Consider the following 19,775-nt stretch of genomic DNA (forward strand, 5'->3'; position numbering starts at 1 on the left):
CGCGCACCGAACGATGATGTCTATATTCTCCCATAATGGAACCGCATGACCAACTACAGCCTGCGTGCTCGCATGATGATTCTGATTCTGGCGCCAACCGTCCTGATAGGGCTGTTGCTCAGTATTTTCTTTGTTGCTCATCGTTACAACGACCTGCAACGCCAGCTGGAGGACGCCGGCGCCAGTATTATCGAACCACTGGCGGTCTCCAGCGAATATGGCATGAATTTGCAAAACCGCGAATCCATCGGCCAGCTGATCAGCGTTCTGCATCGTCGTCACTCGGAGATCGTGCGGGCCATCTCGGTGTACGATTCGCATAACCGCTTATTTGTCACCTCCAATTACCATCTGAATCCCAGCGAACTCCAGATCCCGAAAGGCGAGGCGTTCCCCCGTCATCTCAGCGTCATCCGCGATGGCGACATGATGATCCTGCGCACGCCGATCGTCTCGGAAAGCTATTCGCCGGATGAATCCCCCGAATCTGACGCCAAAATGCCGGGCAATATGCTGGGCTATGTCGCGCTGGAGCTGGATCTGAAATCGGTCCGTCTCCAGCAGTACAAAGAAATTTTCATCTCCAGTGTGATGATGCTGTTCTGCATCGGCATCGCGCTGATCTTCGGCTGGCGCCTGATGCGCGACGTCACCGGCCCTATCCGCAATATGGTCAATACCGTTGACCGCATCCGCCGCGGACAGCTGGACAGCCGCGTCGAGGGCTTTATGCTCGGCGAACTGGATATGCTGAAAAATGGCATTAACTCGATGGCCATGTCGCTGGCGGCCTACCATGAAGAGATGCAGCACAACGTCGACCAGGCGACCTCCGATCTGCGGGAAACGCTTGAGCAGATGGAGATCCAGAACGTCGAGCTGGACCTCGCGAAAAAGCGCGCCCAGGAGGCGGCGCGCATTAAATCGGAGTTCCTGGCCAATATGTCCCACGAACTGCGTACTCCGCTCAACGGGGTGATTGGCTTTACCCGTCTGACGCTGAAAACCGATCTCAACGCCACACAGCGTGACCACCTGACCACCATCGAACGTTCGGCCAACAATCTGCTGGCGATCATCAACGATGTGCTCGACTTTTCCAAACTGGAGGCCGGGAAGCTGATCCTGGAGAGCATTCCGTTCCTGCTGCGCACCTCGCTTGATGAAGTGGTCACCCTGCTGGCGCATTCCGCACACGATAAGGGGCTGGAGCTAACGCTGAACATTAAGAACAATGTGCCGGATAACGTCATCGGCGATCCGCTGCGTCTGCAGCAGATTGTGACCAACCTGGTGGGCAACGCCATCAAATTTACCGAGCACGGCAATATCGACGTGCTGGTGGAGCAGCGGGCCATCAGTAACTCGCGGGTGCAGATCGAAATTCAGATCCACGATACCGGTATCGGTATCCCCGAGCGCGACCAGTCCCGCCTGTTCCAGGCCTTCCGTCAGGCCGATGCCAGCATTTCACGCCGCCACGGCGGCACCGGACTTGGGCTGGTGATCACCCAGCGTCTGGTCAAAGAGATGGGCGGCGATATCTCATTCCACAGCCAGCCAAACCGTGGTTCCACCTTCTGGTTCCATATCAGCCTCGATCTCAACCCGAACGCCATTCCGGATATGCTGAACACCGACGGGCTGGCGGGCAAGCGTCTGGCCTATGTGGAGGCCAACGCGACGGCGGCCCAGTGTACGCTGGAAATGCTGGCCGCCACGCCGCTGGAGGTGGTTTATAGCCCTACCTTCTCCTCGCTGGCGGAAGCGCAGTACGACATTTTGCTGGTCGGTATTCCGGTCTCAATGCGCGATTTATCGCCGCACCGGGAAAAATTAGTCAAAGCCTGCGCGATGTCTGACAACGTGCTGCTCGCTCTGCCATGTCATGCCCAGGTCAGCGCGGAAGCCCTGAAGCGCGATGGCGTCGCCGCCTGCCTGTTGAAACCACTCACCACCACCCGTCTGCTACCAGCGCTGGTGGCCACCAATCATGCGCCCGCTTCCGCACCGTTGACGCAGGCCGACAGCCATAAGCTGCCGATGACCGTCATGGCCGTGGACGATAATCCGGCTAACCTGAAGCTAATTGGCGCCCTGCTGGACGACCTCGTGCAGCAGGTGATCCTCTGCGACAGCGGCCAGCAGGCCGTGGACCAGGCCAAGCGGCTGCAGATGGATCTGATCCTGATGGATATTCAGATGCCGGATATGGACGGCATCCGCGCCTGCGAGCTGATTCATCATCTGTCGCATCATCAGCAAACCCCGGTTATTGCAGTCACCGCGCACGCTCTGGAGGGCCAGCGCGAGAAGTTACTGAGCGCCGGCATGAACGATTATCTGGCGAAGCCGATTGAAGAAGAGAAACTGCACGCACTGCTGCTGCGCTATCAGCCCGGCCTGCATAACGTCATCCCGGCGACGCTACCGCCTGCCGAGCCGGTTATCGACCATAACCAGACGCTCGACTGGCAACTGGCGCTGCGTCAGGCGGCCATGAAGCCGGATCTGGCGCGGGAGATGCTGCAGATGCTGATCGCCTTTATGCCGGAGGTGCGAAATAAAGTAGAAGAGCAGCTGGTTGGCGAACAGCCGGAAGGTCTGGTGGATCTGATCCACAAACTGCACGGCAGTTGCAGCTATAGCGGCGTGCCGCGGCTGAAAAAGCTGTGCCACACTCTGGAGAGTCAGCTGCGGTCGGGCACCGCCGCCGAGGATCTGGAGCCGGAGCTGCTTGAGCTGTTAGATGAGATGGATAATGTGGCTCGCGAAGCGTGCCGAATGGGTGTGTAAACCCCGGATAGCGGCGCTACGCGCCTCATCCGGGCTACGCCCTACGGTCCGGTACTCGGTTGGTAGCCCCGGTAAGCGTAAGCGCCACCGGGGACGGTTCCCGGATCGCGGTGCTACGGTCCAGTACTCGGTTGGTAGCCCCGGCAAGCGTAAGCGCCACCGGGGAGATGGTTCCCGGATCGTAGTGTTACGGTCCGGAACTCGGTTGGTAGCCCCGGTAAGCGCAAGCGCCACCGGGGACGGTTCCCAGATCGCAGTGTTACGGTCCTGTACTCGGTTGGTAGCCCCGGTAAGCGTAAGCGCACCGGGGACGGTTCCCGGATCGCGGTGCTACGGTCCGGTACTCGGTTGGTAGCCCCGGTAAGCGCAAGCGCCACCGGGGAGATGGTTCCCGGATCGCGGTGTTACGGTCCGGAACTCGGCTGGTAGCCCCGGTAAGCGTAAGCGCCACCGGGGACGGTTCCCGGATCGCGGTGCTACGCACCTTATCCGGACTACAAATACCACTGCGCCAGCCGGGTTACCGCTTACCGCCCATCTGCAAAACCGCGGCGACGTTACGTGCCGTCATCCGCAGGTTGGCGGCGGCATTGGCCAGCGCTTCATCGAGAGTACAAATGGTATACAACACGCTAAATACCGCATCCAGCCCGTGCTGATGCACGACGCCAACATCGGCGGTAAGGCTGCCGGCAATCCCGATCACCGGAACATTAAAACGCTTCGCCACCTTCGCCACCCCCACCGGCACCTTGCCGTGGATCGTCTGGCTATCGATACGCCCTTCGCCGGTGATCACTAAATCAGCATCCGCTACCCGCGCGGCCAGCTGCAACGCATCGGTGACGATCTCAATACCCGGGCGCAGCTGAGCACCGCAAAAGGCGTACAGCGCAGCCCCCATGCCCCCCGCCGCGCCGCCGCCCTCAAGGCCCAGCACGTCGATATCCAAATCACGGGCGATGATCCGGGCATAATGCTGTAGACCGCTGTCGAGGCGGTCGATCATCTGCGTCGTCGCCCCTTTTTGCGGGCCGAACACCGCGCTGGCCCCCTGCGGGCCGGTCAACGGGTTGGTGACATCGCAGGCGACGTCAATCTGGCAATCTGTCAGCCGCGGATCGAGTTCGCTAAGGTCGATACGCGCCAGCGTCTCCAGCGCGCCGCCTCCGGAGGCGATTTGCTGCCCGTCAGCGGTCAACAGTTTCGCTCCCAGCGCCTGCACCATGCCAGCGCCGCCGTCATTCGTGGCGCTGCCGCCGATGCCAATAATGATCTGTCTTACCCCGGCGTCCAGCGCATGGCGGATCAGCTCCCCGGTGCCCCAGGAAGTAGTCAGCAACGGGTTGCGCTGCGCCGGGGGAACGCTCTCCAGCCCGCTGGCTGCCGCCATTTCGATAAAGGCGCACTGGCGATCGCCGGACAGCCCATAAAATGCCTCAACCGGCTCACCCAGCGGCCCGGTAACCGTCAGCGGAACCTGATGCCCGCCGGTCGCCGCCACCATGGCTTCCACCGTTCCTTCACCACCGTCGGCAACCGGCAGCTTGACGTATTCCGCGTCAGGATAAATCTCGCGAAAGCCTTGTTCTATGGCACTGGCCACTTCCAGCGCGCTCAGGCTCTCCTTCCAGGAATCCGGTGCGATCACTATCTTCATGTGCTGTCCTTACTCTGAGCTAACCCCTGGTGCTGTCGCGCAATGCCGGCCCCCGCAGAGGCCGGCGGCCATTTAGCGCACCATGCAGGGACGCTTGTTGTCAAAGGTCCAGCCCGGGATCAGGTACTGCATCGCCATCGCATCGTCGCGGGCGCCAAGACCATGTTTCTTATATAGCTCATTTGCCTGCATTACGCGGTCCATATCCAGCTCAACCCCCAGGCCCGGCGTGCTCGGAACCTGCACCATACCGCCTTTGATTTCAAAAGGCTGTTTGGTCAGACGCTGGTTACCCTCCTGCCAGATCCAGTGGGTATCGATAGCGGTGATCTTGCCCGGCGCCGCTGCCGCGACGTGGGTGAACATTGCCAGCGACACGTCGAAGTGGTTATTGGAGTGTGAGCCCCAGGTCAGGCCGAACTCATGGCACATCTGCGCCACACACACCGACCCCTGCATGGTCCAGAAATGCGGGTCCGCCAGCGGGATATCCACCGACTGCAGGGATAAGGTATGACCCATCTGCCGCCAGTCGGTGGCGATCATATTGGTCGCGGTCGGCAGGCCTGTCGCGCGACGGAACTCCGCCATCACTTCACGCCCGGAGAACCCCTGTTCAGCGCCGCACGGATCCTCCGCATAGGCCAGCACGCCTTTGAGCTGTTTACCAATCTGAATGGCTTCCTCCAGCAACCAGGCGCCGTTCGGGTCGAGGGTCACGCGGGCATTCGGGAAGCGCTTCGCCAGGGCGCTGATCGCCTCTGCTTCTTCAAAACCCGCCAGCACGCCGCCCTTCAGCTTAAAGTCATTGAAGCCGTATTTTTCATACGCCGCTTCCGCGAGGCGGACCACCGCATCCGGCGTCATCGCCTCTTCATGGCGCAGGCGATACCACTCACACTGCTCGTCCGGCTGGCTCTGGTAGGCCAGTGGCGTCGCGTGGCGATTACCGATAAAGAACAGATAGCCCAGCATTTCGACTTCGCTGCGCTGCTGGCCATCACCGAGCAGCGAGGCGACATTGACGCCAAGGTGCTGGCCCAGCAGGTCCAGCAGCGCGGCTTCAATCCCGGTTACCACGTGAATGGTGGTACGCAGGTCAAAGGTCTGCAGGCCGCGGCCGCCGGCGTCGCGGTCGGCAAACTGGTTGCGTACCGCGCCGAGCACGTTTTTATACTCACCCAGCGTTTTACCCACCACCAGCGGAATCGCGTCTTCCAGCGTCTGGCGAATTTTTTCGCCTCCCGGAATTTCACCGACGCCGGTATGGCCGGCGTTATCTTTGATAATTACGATATTGCGGGTGAAGTACGGCGCGTGCGCCCCGCTCAGGTTCATCAGCATGCTGTCATGGCCGGCAACCGGGATCACCTGCATAGCGGTGACAACAGGCGTTGAAGTAAAAGTCGTCATAGCATCATCCTTTTTTAATTAGTGACGGCCGAAAACGGGACGTTTGCGGTCGAAAGTCCAGCCGGGGATCAGGTACTGCATCGGGCCCGCGTCGTTGCGCGCGCCGCCCGGCAGCGCTTTATAGGCCTCATGGGCTTTACGCACCTGCTCCCAGTCAAGTTCCACGCCGAGTCCCGGCGCGTCGGGTACGGCGATATTACCGTTCACAATCTGCAGCGGATTTTTGGTCAGGCGCGCGTCGCCCTCCTGCCAGATCCAGTGGGTATCAATGGCGGTGGGGTTACCCGGCGCGGCAGCGCCGACATGGGTAAACATCGCCAGGGAAATATCAAAGTGGTTGTTGGAATGGCAGCCCCAGGTCAGCCCCCAGTCATCGCACAGCTGCGCGACCCGTACCGCCCCGGAGAGCGTCCAGAAGTGCGGGTCCGCCAGCGGGATATCGACGGCGTTGAGCATCACCGCATGGCCCATTTCGCGCCAGTTGGTGGCGATCATATTGGTGGCGACCGGCAGCCCGGTGGCGCGGCGGAACTCGGCCATCACTTCCCGACCGGAAAATCCCTGCTCGGCGCCGCACGGATCTTCGGCGTAAGTCAAAACATCCTGCAACCCTTTGCACAGCGCGATGGCCTCATCCAGCAGCCAGGCGCCGTTAGGGTCGACGGTGATACGCGCGTCCGGAAAGCGCTTTTTCAGCGCCCGGGCGGTATCGATCTCCTGCTCGCCGGGCAGCACGCCGCCCTTGAGCTTAAAATCTTTGAAGCCATAGCGATCCTGCGCGGCTTCCGCCAGACGCACCACCGCCTCGCTGCTCAGCGCCTGCTGATGGCGCAGGCGGTACCATTCATGATCGCCCGGCGTGTGGTCCAGATAGCCAAGGTCGGTTTTCTGTCGATCGCCAATATAGAACAGATAGCCCAGCACGGTGACGGCATCACGCTGCTTACCCGGCCCCAGCAGCTCGCAGACCGGCACCTTCAGCACCTGGCCGAGCAGGTCGAGCAGCGCCGCTTCCAGCGCCGCCACGGCGTTAACCTTCAGTTCGAAGGTCCACGCCCCTTTGCCAAAGGTGTCGAAATCCGCCGCCTGATTGCCTTTGTGCACCTGCTGCACCACGCGATTGAGTCGGGCAACTTCCTGCCCCACCACCTGCGGGATCGCCGCCAGCAGCGTCTGGTAAATAACCTCTCCGCCGGGGGCTTCGCCAACGCCGGTGTGACCGGCGTTATCGGTCAATACCACGATATTGCGGGTAAACCAGGCGTTATGGGCCCCACCGATGTTCAGCAGCATACTGTCCTGGCCGGCCACCGGAATGACCTTCATCTCAGTAATAATCGGGCTGGATTGGGTAGTCATGATTAACGTTCCGCTACAGGTTTCAGTTCGATACGCTTGATATCGCCCACCAGCACCAGGTAGCTCAGTACTGCCACCAGGGCATGAATGCCGACGTAAATCAGCGCGCCGTTGAACGAGCCGGTGGTGCCAACGATATAGCCGATGGCGATCGGGGTGACGATACCGGAGATATTGCCAAACATGTTGAACAGACCGCCGGACAGGCCGCTAATCTCTTTCGGCGCGGTATCCGCCATCACCGCCCAGCCGAGCGCGCCGATGCCTTTACCAAAGAAGGCCATCGCCATAAAGCCGATGATCATCCATTCCACATTCACGTAATTACACATCAGCATGGTCATGGACAACAGCATGCCCAGCACGATCGGCGTTTTGCGCGCAATATTCAGCGAGCCGGTACGGCGCATTAACCAGTCGGAAATGACCCCCCCCAACACCCCGCCGACAAAACCGCACACTGCCGGAATGGATGCGACAAAGCCCGCTTTGAGGATCGACATGCCGCGCGCCTGCACCAGGTAAACCGGGAACCAGGTGATAAAGAAGTAGGTTAAGGCGTTGATACAGTACTGACCGATATAGATCCCAACCATCATCCGCGATCCGATCAGTTGCTTGATCTGACCCATTTTGACGCTGAACGGTACTTTCTGCGCGCTACCTTTTTGATCCATGTTGATCAGCGCCCCGCCCTGGGCAATATATTCCAGCTCCTTCTTGTTCACGCCCGGATGGTTGTTCGGATCGTGGATCACCTTCAACCACACCAGGCTAATCACAATCCCCAGCCCGCCCATAAAGAAGAAGACGTGTGACCAGCCCACCTCATGCGTCAGCCAGCCCATGATCGGGGCGAAGATAACGGTGGCAAAGTACTGAGCGGAGTTAAAAATCGATACCGCCGTTCCCCTCTCCTGTGCCGGGAACCAGGCGGCGACGATCCGACTGTTGCCGGGGAATGACGGCGATTCGGCAAGGCCGACGAGGAAGCGCAGGGTAAACAGCGCAACGATAATGCCAAAGCCGCTAAAGATGTCGACGAAGCCCTGCAGCAGAGTAAACACCGACCAGATGAAGATCGACCAGAAATAGACGCGCTTGGAGCCGAAGCGGTCAAGCAACCACCCGCCCGGGATCTGGCCGATGACATAAGCCCATGAGAAGGCAGAGAACACATAACCCATGCCAACAGGATCGAGGCCAATATCTTTGGCCATTTCCGAACCGGCGATCGACAGCGTCGCCCGGTCGCCATAGTTAAAAGAGGTGACGATAAACAGCATCACCACTATCCAGTAGCGGGCGTTGGTGCGCTTTTCAGCCGCCGTCGCCGCCTGACTTAATGAACTCATTGTTGTACTCCTGAATCATAGCGTTTAGCTACGTTCATTCTGAACAGCACAACCTGTAGGGTAATCAGAATGACGTGGTCGTGTTTTGATAGTTGTCGTTATATCTGGCACTGCATTTATCACTGGCTGGAGCAGTATATGAAGAGGCACTTCGCGGCTCACCGTGCATCTACACAGCTTTTTTGCCGCCATAGCAGGCGGTTTATGGCGTATGCCTGAAAGAATGGGGGGAAGTTCACGGAAATGAAAAACCAGCGCCGCCTGCGGCCAAAAGCGCGGTAAAAAGGGCCGGAGTGTGAAATGCCTCTCTTGACCCGGTGAAACTGGCTGGCTTAGCCCATGATATTGCTAAGGATATTGTGGCGTTTGCCTAAAGGCGTGGTGCGCGGAAAGCGCTACAATTTCTGCGTCTGCGTATCTGGCCGCGACGTGTGGAAAGGGCGCCCTCTGCGTAGGGAGAGGGCAGCGCTTTTATTCAAGCAGGGTGGCCCACTGCTCAACCCATGGATTGGAAACGCCTTCCGGCTCCGGATCTTCGCTGGCGTCAATCTGCAGCATCTCGCCGATGCGTTTCGCGCCCTGCTCCTGCAGCAGTTGATCGAACTTCAGGCCACCGCCGCAAAAGTTAGCATAGGTGCTGTCGCCCAGCGCGATAATGCCGTAGCGCAGATGGGGTTGATACATATCTTTGATCCCCTCATACAGGGGAACGATGCTGTCCGGCAGGTCGCCCTGCCCGGTCGTGGAGGTGACCACCAGCACATATTTCCCCGTATAAGATTCCCAGTCTTTCACTTCCGGGTCTTCAAATACTGTCGCTTTATGCCCCAGCCCGCTCAGAATGGTTTCTGCTTCTTCCGCGACCAGCAGCGAGTTGCCATACATGGTGCCGACAAAAATTCCGACTTCCGCCATGCTATTATCTCCCTGGATTGACCTTATTCTCTTCATCCTGACCGCAGTCGTCGGCAAACTCAACCCTTTCATTTAGCGGGAGAAGCCCGCGCCAGCCAAACTGCGACAGCGCGCGCATCCAGACATCGTCAAAACCGGCGCGCAACGTCAGCGGCTCGCCGGTAAAAGGGTGGGTTAACGACAGTTCGCTGGCGTGCAGCATCAGGCGGTGACAGCCGAAATGTTCCGCGGCGCTGCGGTTTTGCCGCAGATCGCCGTGCTTGCTGTCGCCGAGGATCGGGTGCCGCAGGTGGGCCAGATGGCGGCGCAGCTGGTGCTTGCGGCCGGTTTTCGGCTCCAGTTCCACCAGCCCGTAGCGCGTGGTGGGATAACGCCCGGTCGCCACCGGCATCTCCACCGTCGCCAGGCCACGGTAGTGGGTCACCGCCGGCTGCGGATCTTTGTTCTCACGAGCAAATTTATCGGCGATTTTATCCAGCTCTTCCACCAGCGGGTAATCCAGCAGCGCTTCTTCCATCAACCAGCCGCGGACGATCGCATGGTAGCGCTTCTGGATCTGGTGCTGTTCAAACTGCTGCGCCAGCAGGCGGCCCGCCTCGCTCGACAGCCCCATCAGCAGCACGCCGGAGGTGGGCCGGTCGAGGCGGTGAGCGGTAAAAACGTGCTGGCCAATCTGGTCGCGCACAGTCTGCATCACCACCACTTTCTCGTCGCGATCGAGCCAGCTGCGATGGACCAGCCAGCCCGACGGTTTGTTGACCGCCACCAGCCAGTCGTCCTGGTAGATAATCTCCAGCATCAGGCCTGCTCACCGGCAAACAGCGCATCTAACAGCAGAAGTTCTGCCAGCATGGATTCGCGAACCGGGTGCGCCTGATCCAGCGCCATCTCGTAATAAGGCGCAACGGCAAAATTTTGCGGCAATGGCTGACCGCTCTCCAGCAGCTGGTGCATACGCGGGATCAGGACCCACTGCAGCCACTCCAGCGGCTCCAGGGTATCCAGGCAAAACGGCTTATCGCTGGCGAAGGCGCTGTTGTCCGGCGCCGTCTCCTGCCAGTGCTCTGTTTCGCGCAGCAGGGCTTCAATGGCGCGCAGACGATCGCGCACGCTATCGTGAAGAGTCATGGGGAAAACCTCGATGAGTTAAAAACCGCGCGCAGGATAGCAAATCCGCAGGAGAAATAAAAAAAGGGAGCACTGTATAAACAGTGCTCCCGGTTCGTTTTGCAGCAGTCCCGCTACATTGGTGCTCCCTGCTCGTCCTTGAAAACTTTTCCTAAGGTCTCCTGACTACGTTCATCCTTAAACAAGTGCATCCTGCTTTCACACCACCCCGATGCGAAATGACTTATCCTTAAGTTTGTCCCGATCTTCCTGATCCACCGTTCATCCTGAGCGGCTCTCTTTCTCCATCCTGGAGGTGTCCATTACGCGATCCTGCGTTATCCTTGCTTCATCCTGAAGCCTGTCCTTGCAACGCCATCCTGGCGGGTCCTGCAGAAGCGCCATCATCCTGATGTTCGCTTCATTTCGCGACTCCCTGTCGACAGACATAGGATCACTGATTCTGCCTCGTCTTACAACCCTTCTTGAGACAATCTCTTAAGATTAGTCCCCACTCAAAAGGACGAAAAAATTAAGATCTAATTCAATACCAATAACTTACTAAAAAAAGGGTGGATTAAATTTGCCTTAAATGATGACGATCTCTTACAGGTTTTGTAAGAGATCTCTCACAAATGACTAAGCAGACTGGCTTACAGAACCGGCTCAAGCTGGTTGAGGAAACTCGCAAGCGAGGGAGAAAGGGTAATGCGTTTGGCGGTGCCGAGGGTCTCTTTGATCACCTCGCCGCTGAGATTACAGACGGAAATCACATCCAGTTCACTCTCGAGGGTCGCGATAAACAGCGTCGGCGCCAGCTTCAGCCGCTTCTGTACCACCAGGTGCCCGATTAAGTTTTCCTGCACCCGCTGGAAATCCTCTTCACTCCAGGTCTGCAACAGCGTCAGCGTTTCGCCGGCAAACCGGCCGGTCATATCGCCGGCAAACTGAGTGGTATAATAAGAATGAAGCGGCTGTTGTACCACAATATCCAGGGCGCGTTCAACTGCGCTGATATTTTGCGCCAGCGTAAACGGCTGCGGCTGCCAGAAAACAGCCTCAGCCTCGGTATCGACGACGCAAGGCGACGGGATGCCGTAAAGCTCTTCGCTGCGCGGCAGACTGTTACGCTGCTGTTGCCAGGCGGCGCAATAACGTTGGGTAAAAGCGCGCAGCGCTTCTGCGGTCTGATGGTCCACCGGTTTCTCTCTTCACGTTAGACAGGATACACTGGGAAGATAGTGTACCCGCTTTACTATGGTGAAACATGTCTTCTTACGATAATCATCAGGCGCTCGCCGGCCTGACGCTCGGTAAATCAACCGATTACCGCGATACCTATGACGCCTCGCTGTTGCAGGGCGTCCCGCGTAGCCTCAATCGCGACCCGCTGGGCCTGCATGCCGATAACCTGCCCTTTCACGGCGCCGATATCTGGACGCTGTACGAACTCTCCTGGCTCAACGCCAAAGGTCTGCCGCAGGTGGCCGTCGGCCACGTCGAGCTGCCTGATACCAGCGTTAATCTGGTGGAGTCGAAAAGCTTTAAGCTCTATCTCAACAGCTTTAACCAGACCCGTTTCGCCAGCTGGCAGGACGTTGCAGAGACGCTGACTCGCGATCTGAGCGCCTGCGCGCAGGGTGAAGTCAAGGTGTCGCTGTATCGACTGGATGAACTGGAAGGCCAGCCGATCGCCCATCTGCACGGCACCTGCATCGACGATCAGGATATCGAGATCGATAACTATCAGTTCAGCGCCGACTACCTGCAGGGCGCCGCCAGCGGCAAAATCGTGGAAGAGACGCTGGTCAGCCACCTGCTGAAATCCAATTGTCTTATCACCCATCAGCCGGACTGGGGCTCGGTGCAGATCCAGTATCGAGGGGCAAAAATCGACCGCGAGCAGCTGCTGCGCTATCTGGTCTCATTCCGCCACCATAACGAATTCCATGAGCAGTGCGTCGAACGCATCTTTAACGATATTCTTCGTTTCTGCCAGCCGGAATCGCTTTCCGTTTACGCGCGCTACACGCGACGCGGCGGGCTGGATATTAACCCCTGGCGCAGCAACGGCGACTTTTCCCCTGCCACCGGCCGCCTCGCCCGACAATAATAAACAATTTCACAATTTGCGTGCGTTTAGACGCGCGCAAGGTTGTGGAAACGCGGTTCACAGGGCTATTGTAATCTCAGGAAGACGATAAGCGTCCTGTAAGGAGTTCACTTGATTACACATGTTAGCCCGCTTGGTTCAATGGATATGCTGTCGCAGCTGGAAGTGGATATGCTTAAGCGCACCGCCAGCAGTGACCTGTATCAACTCTTTCGCAACTGCTCGCTTGCGGTGCTCAACTCGGGGAGCCTGACCGATAACAGCAAGGAGCTGCTCTCCCGTTTTGAAAATTTCGATATTAACGTGCTGCGTCGCGAACGCGGCGTGAAGCTGGAACTGATCAACCCGCCGGAGGAGGCCTTCGTTGACGGGCGCATCATCCGTTCCCTGCAGGCCAACCTGTTCGCCGTGCTGCGCGATATCCTGTTCGTTTACGGCCAGATCCACAATACGGTTCGCTTCCCGAACCTCGATCTGGAAAGCTCGGTCCATATTACCAACCTGGTATTCTCGATCCTGCGCAACGCCCGCGCGCTGCACGTCGGCGAAGCGCCGAACATGATCGTCTGCTGGGGCGGCCACTCGATCAACGAGAACGAGTACCTCTACGCCCGCCGTGTCGGTACGCAGCTGGGTCTGCGGGAACTGAACATCTGCACCGGCTGCGGGCCTGGCGCGATGGAAGCGCCGATGAAAGGCGCCGCCGTTGGCCATGCGCAGCAGCGCTACAAAGACAGCCGCTTTATCGGCATGACCGAGCCGTCCATTATCGCCGCGGAACCGCCAAACCCGCTGGTCAATGAGCTGATCATCATGCCGGATATCGAAAAGCGTCTGGAAGCCTTCGTGCGCATCGCCCACGGGATCATTATCTTCCCGGGCGGCGTCGGCACCGCCGAAGAGCTGCTCTATCTGCTGGGCATTCTGATGCATCCGGAGAATAAAGCGCAGGTGCTGCCGCTGATCCTCACCGGACCGAAAGAGAGTGCCGACTATTTCCGCGTACTGGACGAGTTTATCACCCATACTCTGGGCGAATCCGCTCGTCGCCACTACCGGATCATCATCGACGATCCGGCGGAAGTGGCGCGGCAGATGAAAAAAGCGATGCCGCTGGTGAAAGAGAGCCGTCGCGAGACCGATGACGCCTACAGCTTCAACTGGTCGATTCGCATTTCGCCGGACCTGCAGATGCCGTTTGATCCGACCCACGAGAACATGGCCAATCTCAAACTCTCTCCGGACCAGCCGGTGGAAGTGCTGGCCGCCGACCTGCGTCGCGCCTTCTCCGGCATTGTCGCGGGGAACGTCAAAGAGGTGGGTATCCAGGCCATTGAGCAGTACGGTCCTTACAAACTCCACGGCGATCCGGAGATGATGCGCCGTATGGACGATCTGCTGCAGGGCTTCGTCGCCCAGCACCGCATGAAGCTCCCGGGCGGCACCGCCTATATTCCCTGCTACGAAATCATCGCCTGATCTTCTGCTTTCCCGCCGGGGCATCGCCTGATGTCTGCCCCGGCGGGCCCTCCTCCTCTGGCTTCCAGAACGCGCCAAAAAGCTTTCTGTTACCCATCAAATACCTGGAATTTTTTTACATAGCCAAACGTTTGCGTTTGTAAAAACTGCGACAATTATCACTGTAAAAAATGGTTTTAAGCGCAAAAACGTCGACTGCTTCTCTTTTTTACAGTAAATCCCTCGTTATTACGCCGCTACGCTTTTATCTCATATGCTGCAAATGGTAGCCTGCGCGCCACAAATCGCTGGCTGATCACCAAAAACAGGCTGTTGGACTAAAAATACGCACATTGAAAGTGGATTATTGCATTTGAGATCGCGATCACTGATGCATAAACCATATAAATGTATCTTTCCGGCCCAATTATTACGGAGAAAATTTCTAAAAAGACCGTAATTAAACGAATTTCGTGTTACGCAATTGTATTTATTCATTAGATTTTGTTGATTCCTCCAGGAGATACAGATGGAAACCACTCAAACCAGCACCATCGTTTCGGGCGAAACCCGCAGCGGATGGCGTAAAACCGACACCATGTGGATGCTGGGCCTGTACGGTACAGCGATTGGCGCGGGCGTCTTGTTCCTGCCGATCAACGCCGGCGTCGGCGGCATGATCCCCCTGATTATCATGGCGATTCTGGCCTTCCCGATGACCTTCTTCGCTCACCGCGGCATGACCCGTTTCGTCCTCTCCGGGAAAAACCCGGGCGAAGACATCACCGAAGTGGTGGAAGAACACTTCGGCGTGGGCGCAGGTAAGCTGATTACCCTGCTCTACTTCTTCGCTATCTACCCGATCCTGCTGGTTTACAGCGTGGCGATCACTAACACCGTCGAAACCTTCATGGCGCATCAGCTGCACATGACGCCGCCGCCGCGCGCCATTCTGTCGTTGATCCTGATCGTCGGCATGATGACCATCGTGCGTTTCGGTGAGCAGATGATTGTGAAAGCGATGAGCGTGCTGGTGTTCCCGTTCGTTATCGCGCTGATGGTGCTGGCTCTGTATCTGATCCCGCAGTGGAACGGCGCGGCGCTGGAGACGCTCTCCCTGAGCGGCGCTTCCGTTACCGGCAACGGCCTGCTGATGACCCTGTGGCTGGCGATCCCGGTGATGGTCTTCTCCTTCAACCACTCGCCGATCATCTCTTCCTTCGCGGTAGCCAAACGTGAAGAGTACGGCGAAGGCGCTGAGAAGAAATGCTCCAGCATCCTCGCTCGCGCGCACATCATGATGGTGCTGACCGTGATGTTCTTCGTCTTCAGCTGCGTCCTGAGCCTCTCTCCGGCTGACCTCGCCGCAGCGAAAGAACAGAACATCTCGATTCTGTCTTACCTGGCAAACCACTTTAACGCGCCGGTTATCGCCTGGATGGCACCGATCATCGCGATGATCGCCATCACTAAATCCTTCCTCGGCCACTATCTGGGTGCCCGCGAAGGCTTTAACGGCATGGTGATTAAATCCCTGCGCAGTAAAGGCAAATCGATTGAAATCAACAAACTGAACAAGCTGACCGCGCTGTTCATGCTGATCACCACCTGGATTGTGGCAACCCTGAACCCGAGCATCCTCGGGATGATCGAGACACTGGGCGGCCCGATTATCGCGATGATCCTGTTCCTGATGCCGATGTACGCGATTCAGAAAGTGCCGGCGATGCGTAAATACAGCGGCCATATCAGCAACGTCTTCGTGGTGATTATGGGCCTGATTGCCATCTCCGCGATTTTCTACTCGCTGTTCAGCTAATTCATTCAACGCCTCCCCCCGCGCCGCTTTACGGCGGCGCGCTTTCCGACAGCACGGGAATACATATGATCAGCGTATTCGATATCTTTAAAATCGGCATTGGCCCTTCCAGCTCCCATACCGTTGGACCGATGAAAGCGGGCAAACAATTCACTGACGACCTGATCGCGCGCGGCCTGCTGGCCGACGTCAGCAAAGTCGTCGTCGACGTCTACGGCTCCCTCTCCCTGACCGGTAAAGGCCACCATACCGATATCGCGATTATCATGGGACTCGCTGGCAACCTGCCGGATACCGTCGACATCGACGCCATTCCGGGCTTTATTCAGGACGTTAATACCCATGGCCGCCTGATGCTGGCCAACGGTCAGCACGAAGTGGACTTCCCGGTGGATCAGTGCATGAATTTCCATGCCGACAATCTGTCGCTGCATGAGAATGGCATGCGCATCACCGCCCTGGCCGGCGACAAAGTGCTCTACAGCCAGACGTATTACTCTATCGGCGGCGGCTTTATCGTCGATGAGGAGCACTTTGGCCAGACTACCGAGGCGCCGGTTGCCGTTCCTTACCCTTACAAAAACGCCGCCGACCTGCAGCGTCACTGCCGTGAAACCGGGCTGTCGCTCTCCGGCCTGATGATGCAGAACGAACTGGCGCTGCACAGCAAAGAAGCCCTTGAGCAACACTTCGCCGCAGTATGGGAAGTGATGAGCGCCGGTATTGAGCGCGGCATCACCACCGAAGGGGTCCTGCCGGGCAAACTCCGCGTCCCGCGCCGCGCCGCCGCGCTGCGCCGCATGCTGGTGAGCCAGGACACCACCAACAGCGATCCCATGGCGGTGGTCGACTGGATCAATATGTTCGCCCTGGCGGTGAATGAAGAGAACGCCGCCGGTGGCCGGGTGGTAACCGCGCCGACCAACGGCGCCTGCGGTATCGTGCCGGCGGTGCTGGCCTACTACGACAAGTTTATCCGCAAGGTGAACAGCAACTCCCTGGCCCGCTATATGCTGGTCGCCAGCGCCATCGGTTCGCTGTATAAGATGAACGCCTCCATCTCCGGTGCCGAAGTCGGCTGCCAGGGTGAAGTGGGTGTCGCCTGCTCGATGGCGGCAGCCGGTCTGGCGGAACTGCTGGGCGGTAGCCCGGGTCAGGTGTGCATCGCGGCAGAGATCGCCATGGAGCATAACCTCGGCCTGACCTGCGACCCGGTTGCCGGCCAGGTGCAGGTGCCCTGCATCGAACGCAACGCTATCGCCGCCGTGAAAGCGGTCAACGCCGCACGAATGGCGCTGCGCCGGACCAGCGAGCCGCGCGTCTGCCTCGATAAAGTGATCGAGACCATGTACGAAACCGGTAAAGACATGAACGCCAAGTACCGGGAAACCTCTCGCGGTGGCCTGGCGATGAAGATCGTCGCCTGCGATTAATCCTCGTACCCGGCACGCCTCGGCGTGTCGGGTCATCGCCCTGAACCACCACTTTGGTTATATCAATAAAATTTTAGTTATTTAATGGTTATAAGCGCTGTTTGTTACCTTACGCAAAACGCTAAGGAGAACAGACAATGTCCAACCGATTCCGCCCCGCCTGGCTGCTGGTCCTCGCCGCCCTCTCTACCTCTGCGCTGGCCAAAGCGCCGGAAACCGTCAACATCGGCTATCAAAAGGCGAATATCTTCGCGCTGCTGAAGTATCGCGGCACCCTGGATGAGAGCCTGAAAAAACAGGGCATTGCCGTACGCTGGGTCGAATTCCCCGCCGGGCCGCAAATGCTGGAGGGGCTGAACGTCGGTAGTATCGATCTGGCCGCCACCGGCGATGCGCCTCCGGCCTTTGCCCAGGCGGCGCAAGCCGATCTGGTCTACCTTGCCCATTCCCCCGCCAACCCGAAAACGGAAGCGATTGTGGTGCCTGAACAGTCGGCAATCCGCAGCGTGGCCGACCTGAAAGGCAAGCGCGTGGGATTGAACAAGGGGTCTGACGTCAACTACCTGCTGGTTGCCGCACTGGAAAAAGCGGGCCTCAGCTATAAAGACATCACCCCGGTCTACCTGCCGCCGGCGGACGCCCGCGCCGCGTTCCAGCGCGGGGCGATTGATGCATGGGTGATCTGGGATCCGTTCCTCGCAGAAGTGGAAACCAACGCGAAAGCCCGGCAGATCCGCAATGCCGAGGGGCTGGTGCCGCACTACACCTTCTATCTCGCCAGCCGTAAGTTTGCGGATACTTATCCGGAGACAGCAAAGCAGGTGGTGGATGAGCTGGGTAAACTCAGCGCGTGGGCGAACAGCCATCAGGACGAAGCCGCCGGGCTGCTGTCAACCTCAACCGGGCTGGATAAAGCCATCTGGCTGAAGACCCTGGCCAGCCTGCCCTATGGTGCCGAACGCATGACGCCGGCGGTGTATAACGAACAGCAGGCGCTGGCGGATACCTTTACGCGCATCGGCCTGCTGCCGGTAAAAGTCGACGTGCGCAGCGCCACCTGGTCGCTGGATAAACCTTAATTTTCCCGGCGGCGGGAGGCATTGCGCCCCCGCCGCCGATGGGCTTACCCCGCCGTTTTCTCACCATTGCCAATCTGCCAGATAAAGGTGGGCGCTTCACCGTTCACCAACCAGTTTCCGATATTGCGTGCCTTATAGATCACCGGATTATGCGAGGCGACCGTCCGCGCATTGCGCCAGTGGCGATCCAGCGCCAGGCGGGTTCGCGTATCCGACGCTCCGAGGGCATTAAACAGCTCCGTCGCCGCCCGCGGGATCCAGTCGCTGGCGATCACCTGCGCCTGCGCCGCTTCCACTTCCGCCAGCTGGTTACGCCGGGCGATCAGCGCGTCGTCGTCGCTGGCGTGCACTATATAGGCCTGCTGCAGCGATTCCGCGGCCTGCAGGACCGCGGCCCGGGTCGCCCATGCCCAGCTGCTGATCTGCCCAACGACCTGCAGCACCTGAGCGTCATCGCGCGGCACGGCGGCGTTACCGTGGCTGTACATCCGGGAGCGCTGTTTGACGCCCTGCGCCGCATCCCGCTCAACCGCCAGGCCAATGCCCGCGAGGGTCGCCAGCAGCACATGCTGGTAGAAGGCGGTCTGATAGCGAAAACGCCGGGCAAAATCATAAACATGTTCGGTTTCCACCCGGGCGCCGGTAAAGCGGGTGGTTCCGCTGCCGGTCAGCCGCTGGCCAAAGCCATCCCAGTCATCTTCCCGCACCACGCCGGTCTGCTGGGTGCTGACCAGGGCTATCACGTCGCCGGCGGTATCACTGCGCCGGGCAAACACATCGATCCAGTCGGCGTACAGCGCGCCGGTGCTGTAAAACTTCTCGCCATCGAGACGCCAGCCCTCCTCTGCCGGCGTCACCCGGGTGTTCACCTCTCCCAGCTTAACCGCGCCGATCTCCGTCCAGCCGCTGCCCACCAGCTCGCCGTCGAGGAAGCGACGAAACCAGCGGTCGCGCCCGGCGGAATCCGGCTGATTAAGCTGATCTTCCACAAAAGCAAAGTGCGCGCGCAGGGCCTGCGGCAGGTTAGAGTCCGCTTGCGCCAGCTCGATCAGCAGCGCGCTGAGCTGCGGCAGCGAAGCGCCCCAGCCGCCCTTCTCGCGCGGGATACGCAGCGTGCCGAAGCCCGCTTCCTTCAGCCAGCGGATCGGCTCATCGGGCAGAATGCGCTGCTGTTCGCGCTCCGCAGCGCCCTGGGCGATACGGGTGAATATCGGGCGGAAGGCGGCCGCCAGCGCGTCATAATCGGTGCCTGTGGAGAGTAAGGTCAT

15 protein-coding genes are annotated in these 19,775 nt (G+C 58.9%); 6 read left to right on the top strand and 9 right to left on the bottom strand.

Translation table 11 applies throughout. From position 1 onward, the window contains the following. The first annotated feature begins 45 nt into the window (after positions 1 to 45). A complete protein-coding gene (gene barA / locus ACKLKD_RS00515) occupies positions 46 to 2,796 on the top strand; it encodes a two-component sensor histidine kinase BarA (protein WP_025713717.1) in 2,751 nt (916 codons plus the stop codon). 520 nt (positions 2,797 to 3,316) lie between these two features. Here barA and ACKLKD_RS00520 read toward each other — a convergent pair. The 8 genes from ACKLKD_RS00520 to syd all read right to left on the bottom strand — a co-directional run bounded on the left by ACKLKD_RS00520 (position 3,317) and on the right by syd (position 11,804). Next, positions 3,317 to 4,456, bottom strand: coding sequence for a glycerate kinase (locus ACKLKD_RS00520; RefSeq protein WP_080897097.1), 1,140 nt, complete (start codon positions 4,454 to 4,456; stop codon positions 3,317 to 3,319). A gap of 72 nt (positions 4,457 to 4,528) precedes the next feature. Next, positions 4,529 to 5,869: a glucarate dehydratase gene (gene gudD, locus ACKLKD_RS00525; RefSeq protein ID WP_080897096.1), complete on the bottom strand. Its 1,341-nt coding sequence runs from the start codon at positions 5,867 to 5,869 to the stop codon at positions 4,529 to 4,531. An 18-nt stretch (positions 5,870 to 5,887) separates the two neighbouring features. Beyond that, complete coding sequence (locus tag ACKLKD_RS00530) at positions 5,888 to 7,228, bottom strand: enolase C-terminal domain-like protein (protein WP_025713714.1); 1,341 nt, start codon at positions 7,226 to 7,228, stop codon at positions 5,888 to 5,890. 2 nt (positions 7,229 to 7,230) lie between these two features. Beyond that, complete coding sequence (locus tag ACKLKD_RS00535; RefSeq protein ID WP_025713713.1) at positions 7,231 to 8,583, bottom strand: MFS transporter; 1,353 nt, start codon at positions 8,581 to 8,583, stop codon at positions 7,231 to 7,233. Between the two features lie 471 nt (positions 8,584 to 9,054). Beyond that, the gene (locus ACKLKD_RS00540; protein ID WP_025713712.1) at positions 9,055 to 9,498 is read right to left on the bottom strand and encodes a flavodoxin; all 444 of its coding nucleotides are present in this window, start codon (positions 9,496 to 9,498) and stop codon (positions 9,055 to 9,057) included. Between the two features lie 4 nt (positions 9,499 to 9,502). Further along, a complete protein-coding gene (gene truC / locus ACKLKD_RS00545; protein ID WP_025713711.1) occupies positions 9,503 to 10,297 on the bottom strand; it encodes a tRNA pseudouridine(65) synthase TruC in 795 nt (264 codons plus the stop codon). Further along, complete coding sequence (locus tag ACKLKD_RS00550; protein ID WP_025713710.1) at positions 10,297 to 10,626, bottom strand: YqcC family protein; 330 nt, start codon at positions 10,624 to 10,626, stop codon at positions 10,297 to 10,299. The genes truC and ACKLKD_RS00550 overlap by 1 nt, the downstream gene beginning before the upstream one ends. A gap of 632 nt (positions 10,627 to 11,258) precedes the next feature. After that, positions 11,259 to 11,804, bottom strand: coding sequence for a SecY-interacting protein (gene syd, locus ACKLKD_RS00555; protein WP_025713709.1), 546 nt, complete (start codon positions 11,802 to 11,804; stop codon positions 11,259 to 11,261). A gap of 68 nt (positions 11,805 to 11,872) precedes the next feature. Between syd and queF the strand changes: the two genes are divergently transcribed. From queF to ACKLKD_RS00580, 5 genes are all read left to right on the top strand, one after another. Further along, a complete protein-coding gene (gene queF / locus ACKLKD_RS00560; protein WP_025713708.1) occupies positions 11,873 to 12,718 on the top strand; it encodes an NADPH-dependent 7-cyano-7-deazaguanine reductase QueF in 846 nt (281 codons plus the stop codon). Positions 12,719 to 12,829: 111 nt separating this feature from the next. Continuing rightward, entirely contained in the window at positions 12,830 to 14,197 is a 1,368-nt protein-coding gene (gene ppnN / locus ACKLKD_RS00565) for a nucleotide 5'-monophosphate nucleosidase PpnN (protein WP_008806258.1), read from the top strand. Between the two features lie 508 nt (positions 14,198 to 14,705). Then, entirely contained in the window at positions 14,706 to 15,995 is a 1,290-nt protein-coding gene (locus tag ACKLKD_RS00570) for an HAAAP family serine/threonine permease (protein WP_025713707.1), read from the top strand. Positions 15,996 to 16,060: 65 nt separating this feature from the next. After that, positions 16,061 to 17,428: an L-serine ammonia-lyase gene (locus tag ACKLKD_RS00575; RefSeq protein ID WP_025714652.1), complete on the top strand. Its 1,368-nt coding sequence runs from the start codon at positions 16,061 to 16,063 to the stop codon at positions 17,426 to 17,428. Between the two features lie 137 nt (positions 17,429 to 17,565). Then, complete coding sequence (locus ACKLKD_RS00580) at positions 17,566 to 18,507, top strand: aliphatic sulfonate ABC transporter substrate-binding protein (RefSeq protein ID WP_087804602.1); 942 nt, start codon at positions 17,566 to 17,568, stop codon at positions 18,505 to 18,507. Positions 18,508 to 18,551: 44 nt separating this feature from the next. Here the strand turns inward: ACKLKD_RS00580 and ACKLKD_RS00585 are convergent, their stop codons facing one another. After that, positions 18,552 to 19,775: an acyl-CoA dehydrogenase family protein gene (locus ACKLKD_RS00585; protein ID WP_025714655.1), complete on the bottom strand. Its 1,224-nt coding sequence runs from the start codon at positions 19,773 to 19,775 to the stop codon at positions 18,552 to 18,554.

It is taken from the genome of Klebsiella sp. 10982, assembly GCF_048589245.1.
GTDB lineage: Bacteria > Pseudomonadota > Gammaproteobacteria > Enterobacterales > Enterobacteriaceae > Klebsiella > Klebsiella quasivariicola.

Bases quoted from the DNA above. Each gene is read 5' to 3' on its own strand.
- ACKLKD_RS00520 (WP_080897097.1), bottom strand. From the start codon at position 4,456: ATGAAGATAGTGATCGCACCGGATTCCTGGAAGGAGAGCCTGAGCGCG.
- queF (WP_025713708.1), top strand. From the start codon at position 11,873: ATGTCTTCTTACGATAATCATCAGGCGCTCGCCGGCCTGACGCTCGGT.
- ACKLKD_RS00580 (WP_087804602.1), top strand. From the start codon at position 17,566: ATGTCCAACCGATTCCGCCCCGCCTGGCTGCTGGTCCTCGCCGCCCTC.
- ACKLKD_RS00550 (WP_025713710.1), bottom strand. From the start codon at position 10,626: ATGACTCTTCACGATAGCGTGCGCGATCGTCTGCGCGCCATTGAAGCC.
- gudD (WP_080897096.1), bottom strand. From the start codon at position 5,869: ATGACGACTTTTACTTCAACGCCTGTTGTCACCGCTATGCAGGTGATC.
- ACKLKD_RS00585 (WP_025714655.1), bottom strand. From the start codon at position 19,775: ATGACCTTACTCTCCACAGGCACCGATTATGACGCGCTGGCGGCCGCC.
- ACKLKD_RS00570 (WP_025713707.1), top strand. From the start codon at position 14,706: ATGGAAACCACTCAAACCAGCACCATCGTTTCGGGCGAAACCCGCAGC.
- truC (WP_025713711.1), bottom strand. From the start codon at position 10,297: ATGCTGGAGATTATCTACCAGGACGACTGGCTGGTGGCGGTCAACAAA.
- ACKLKD_RS00530 (WP_025713714.1), bottom strand. From the start codon at position 7,228: ATGACTACCCAATCCAGCCCGATTATTACTGAGATGAAGGTCATTCCG.
- ACKLKD_RS00535 (WP_025713713.1), bottom strand. From the start codon at position 8,583: ATGAGTTCATTAAGTCAGGCGGCGACGGCGGCTGAAAAGCGCACCAAC.
- barA (WP_025713717.1), top strand. From the start codon at position 46: ATGACCAACTACAGCCTGCGTGCTCGCATGATGATTCTGATTCTGGCG.
- ACKLKD_RS00540 (WP_025713712.1), bottom strand. From the start codon at position 9,498: ATGGCGGAAGTCGGAATTTTTGTCGGCACCATGTATGGCAACTCGCTG.
- ACKLKD_RS00575 (WP_025714652.1), top strand. From the start codon at position 16,061: ATGATCAGCGTATTCGATATCTTTAAAATCGGCATTGGCCCTTCCAGC.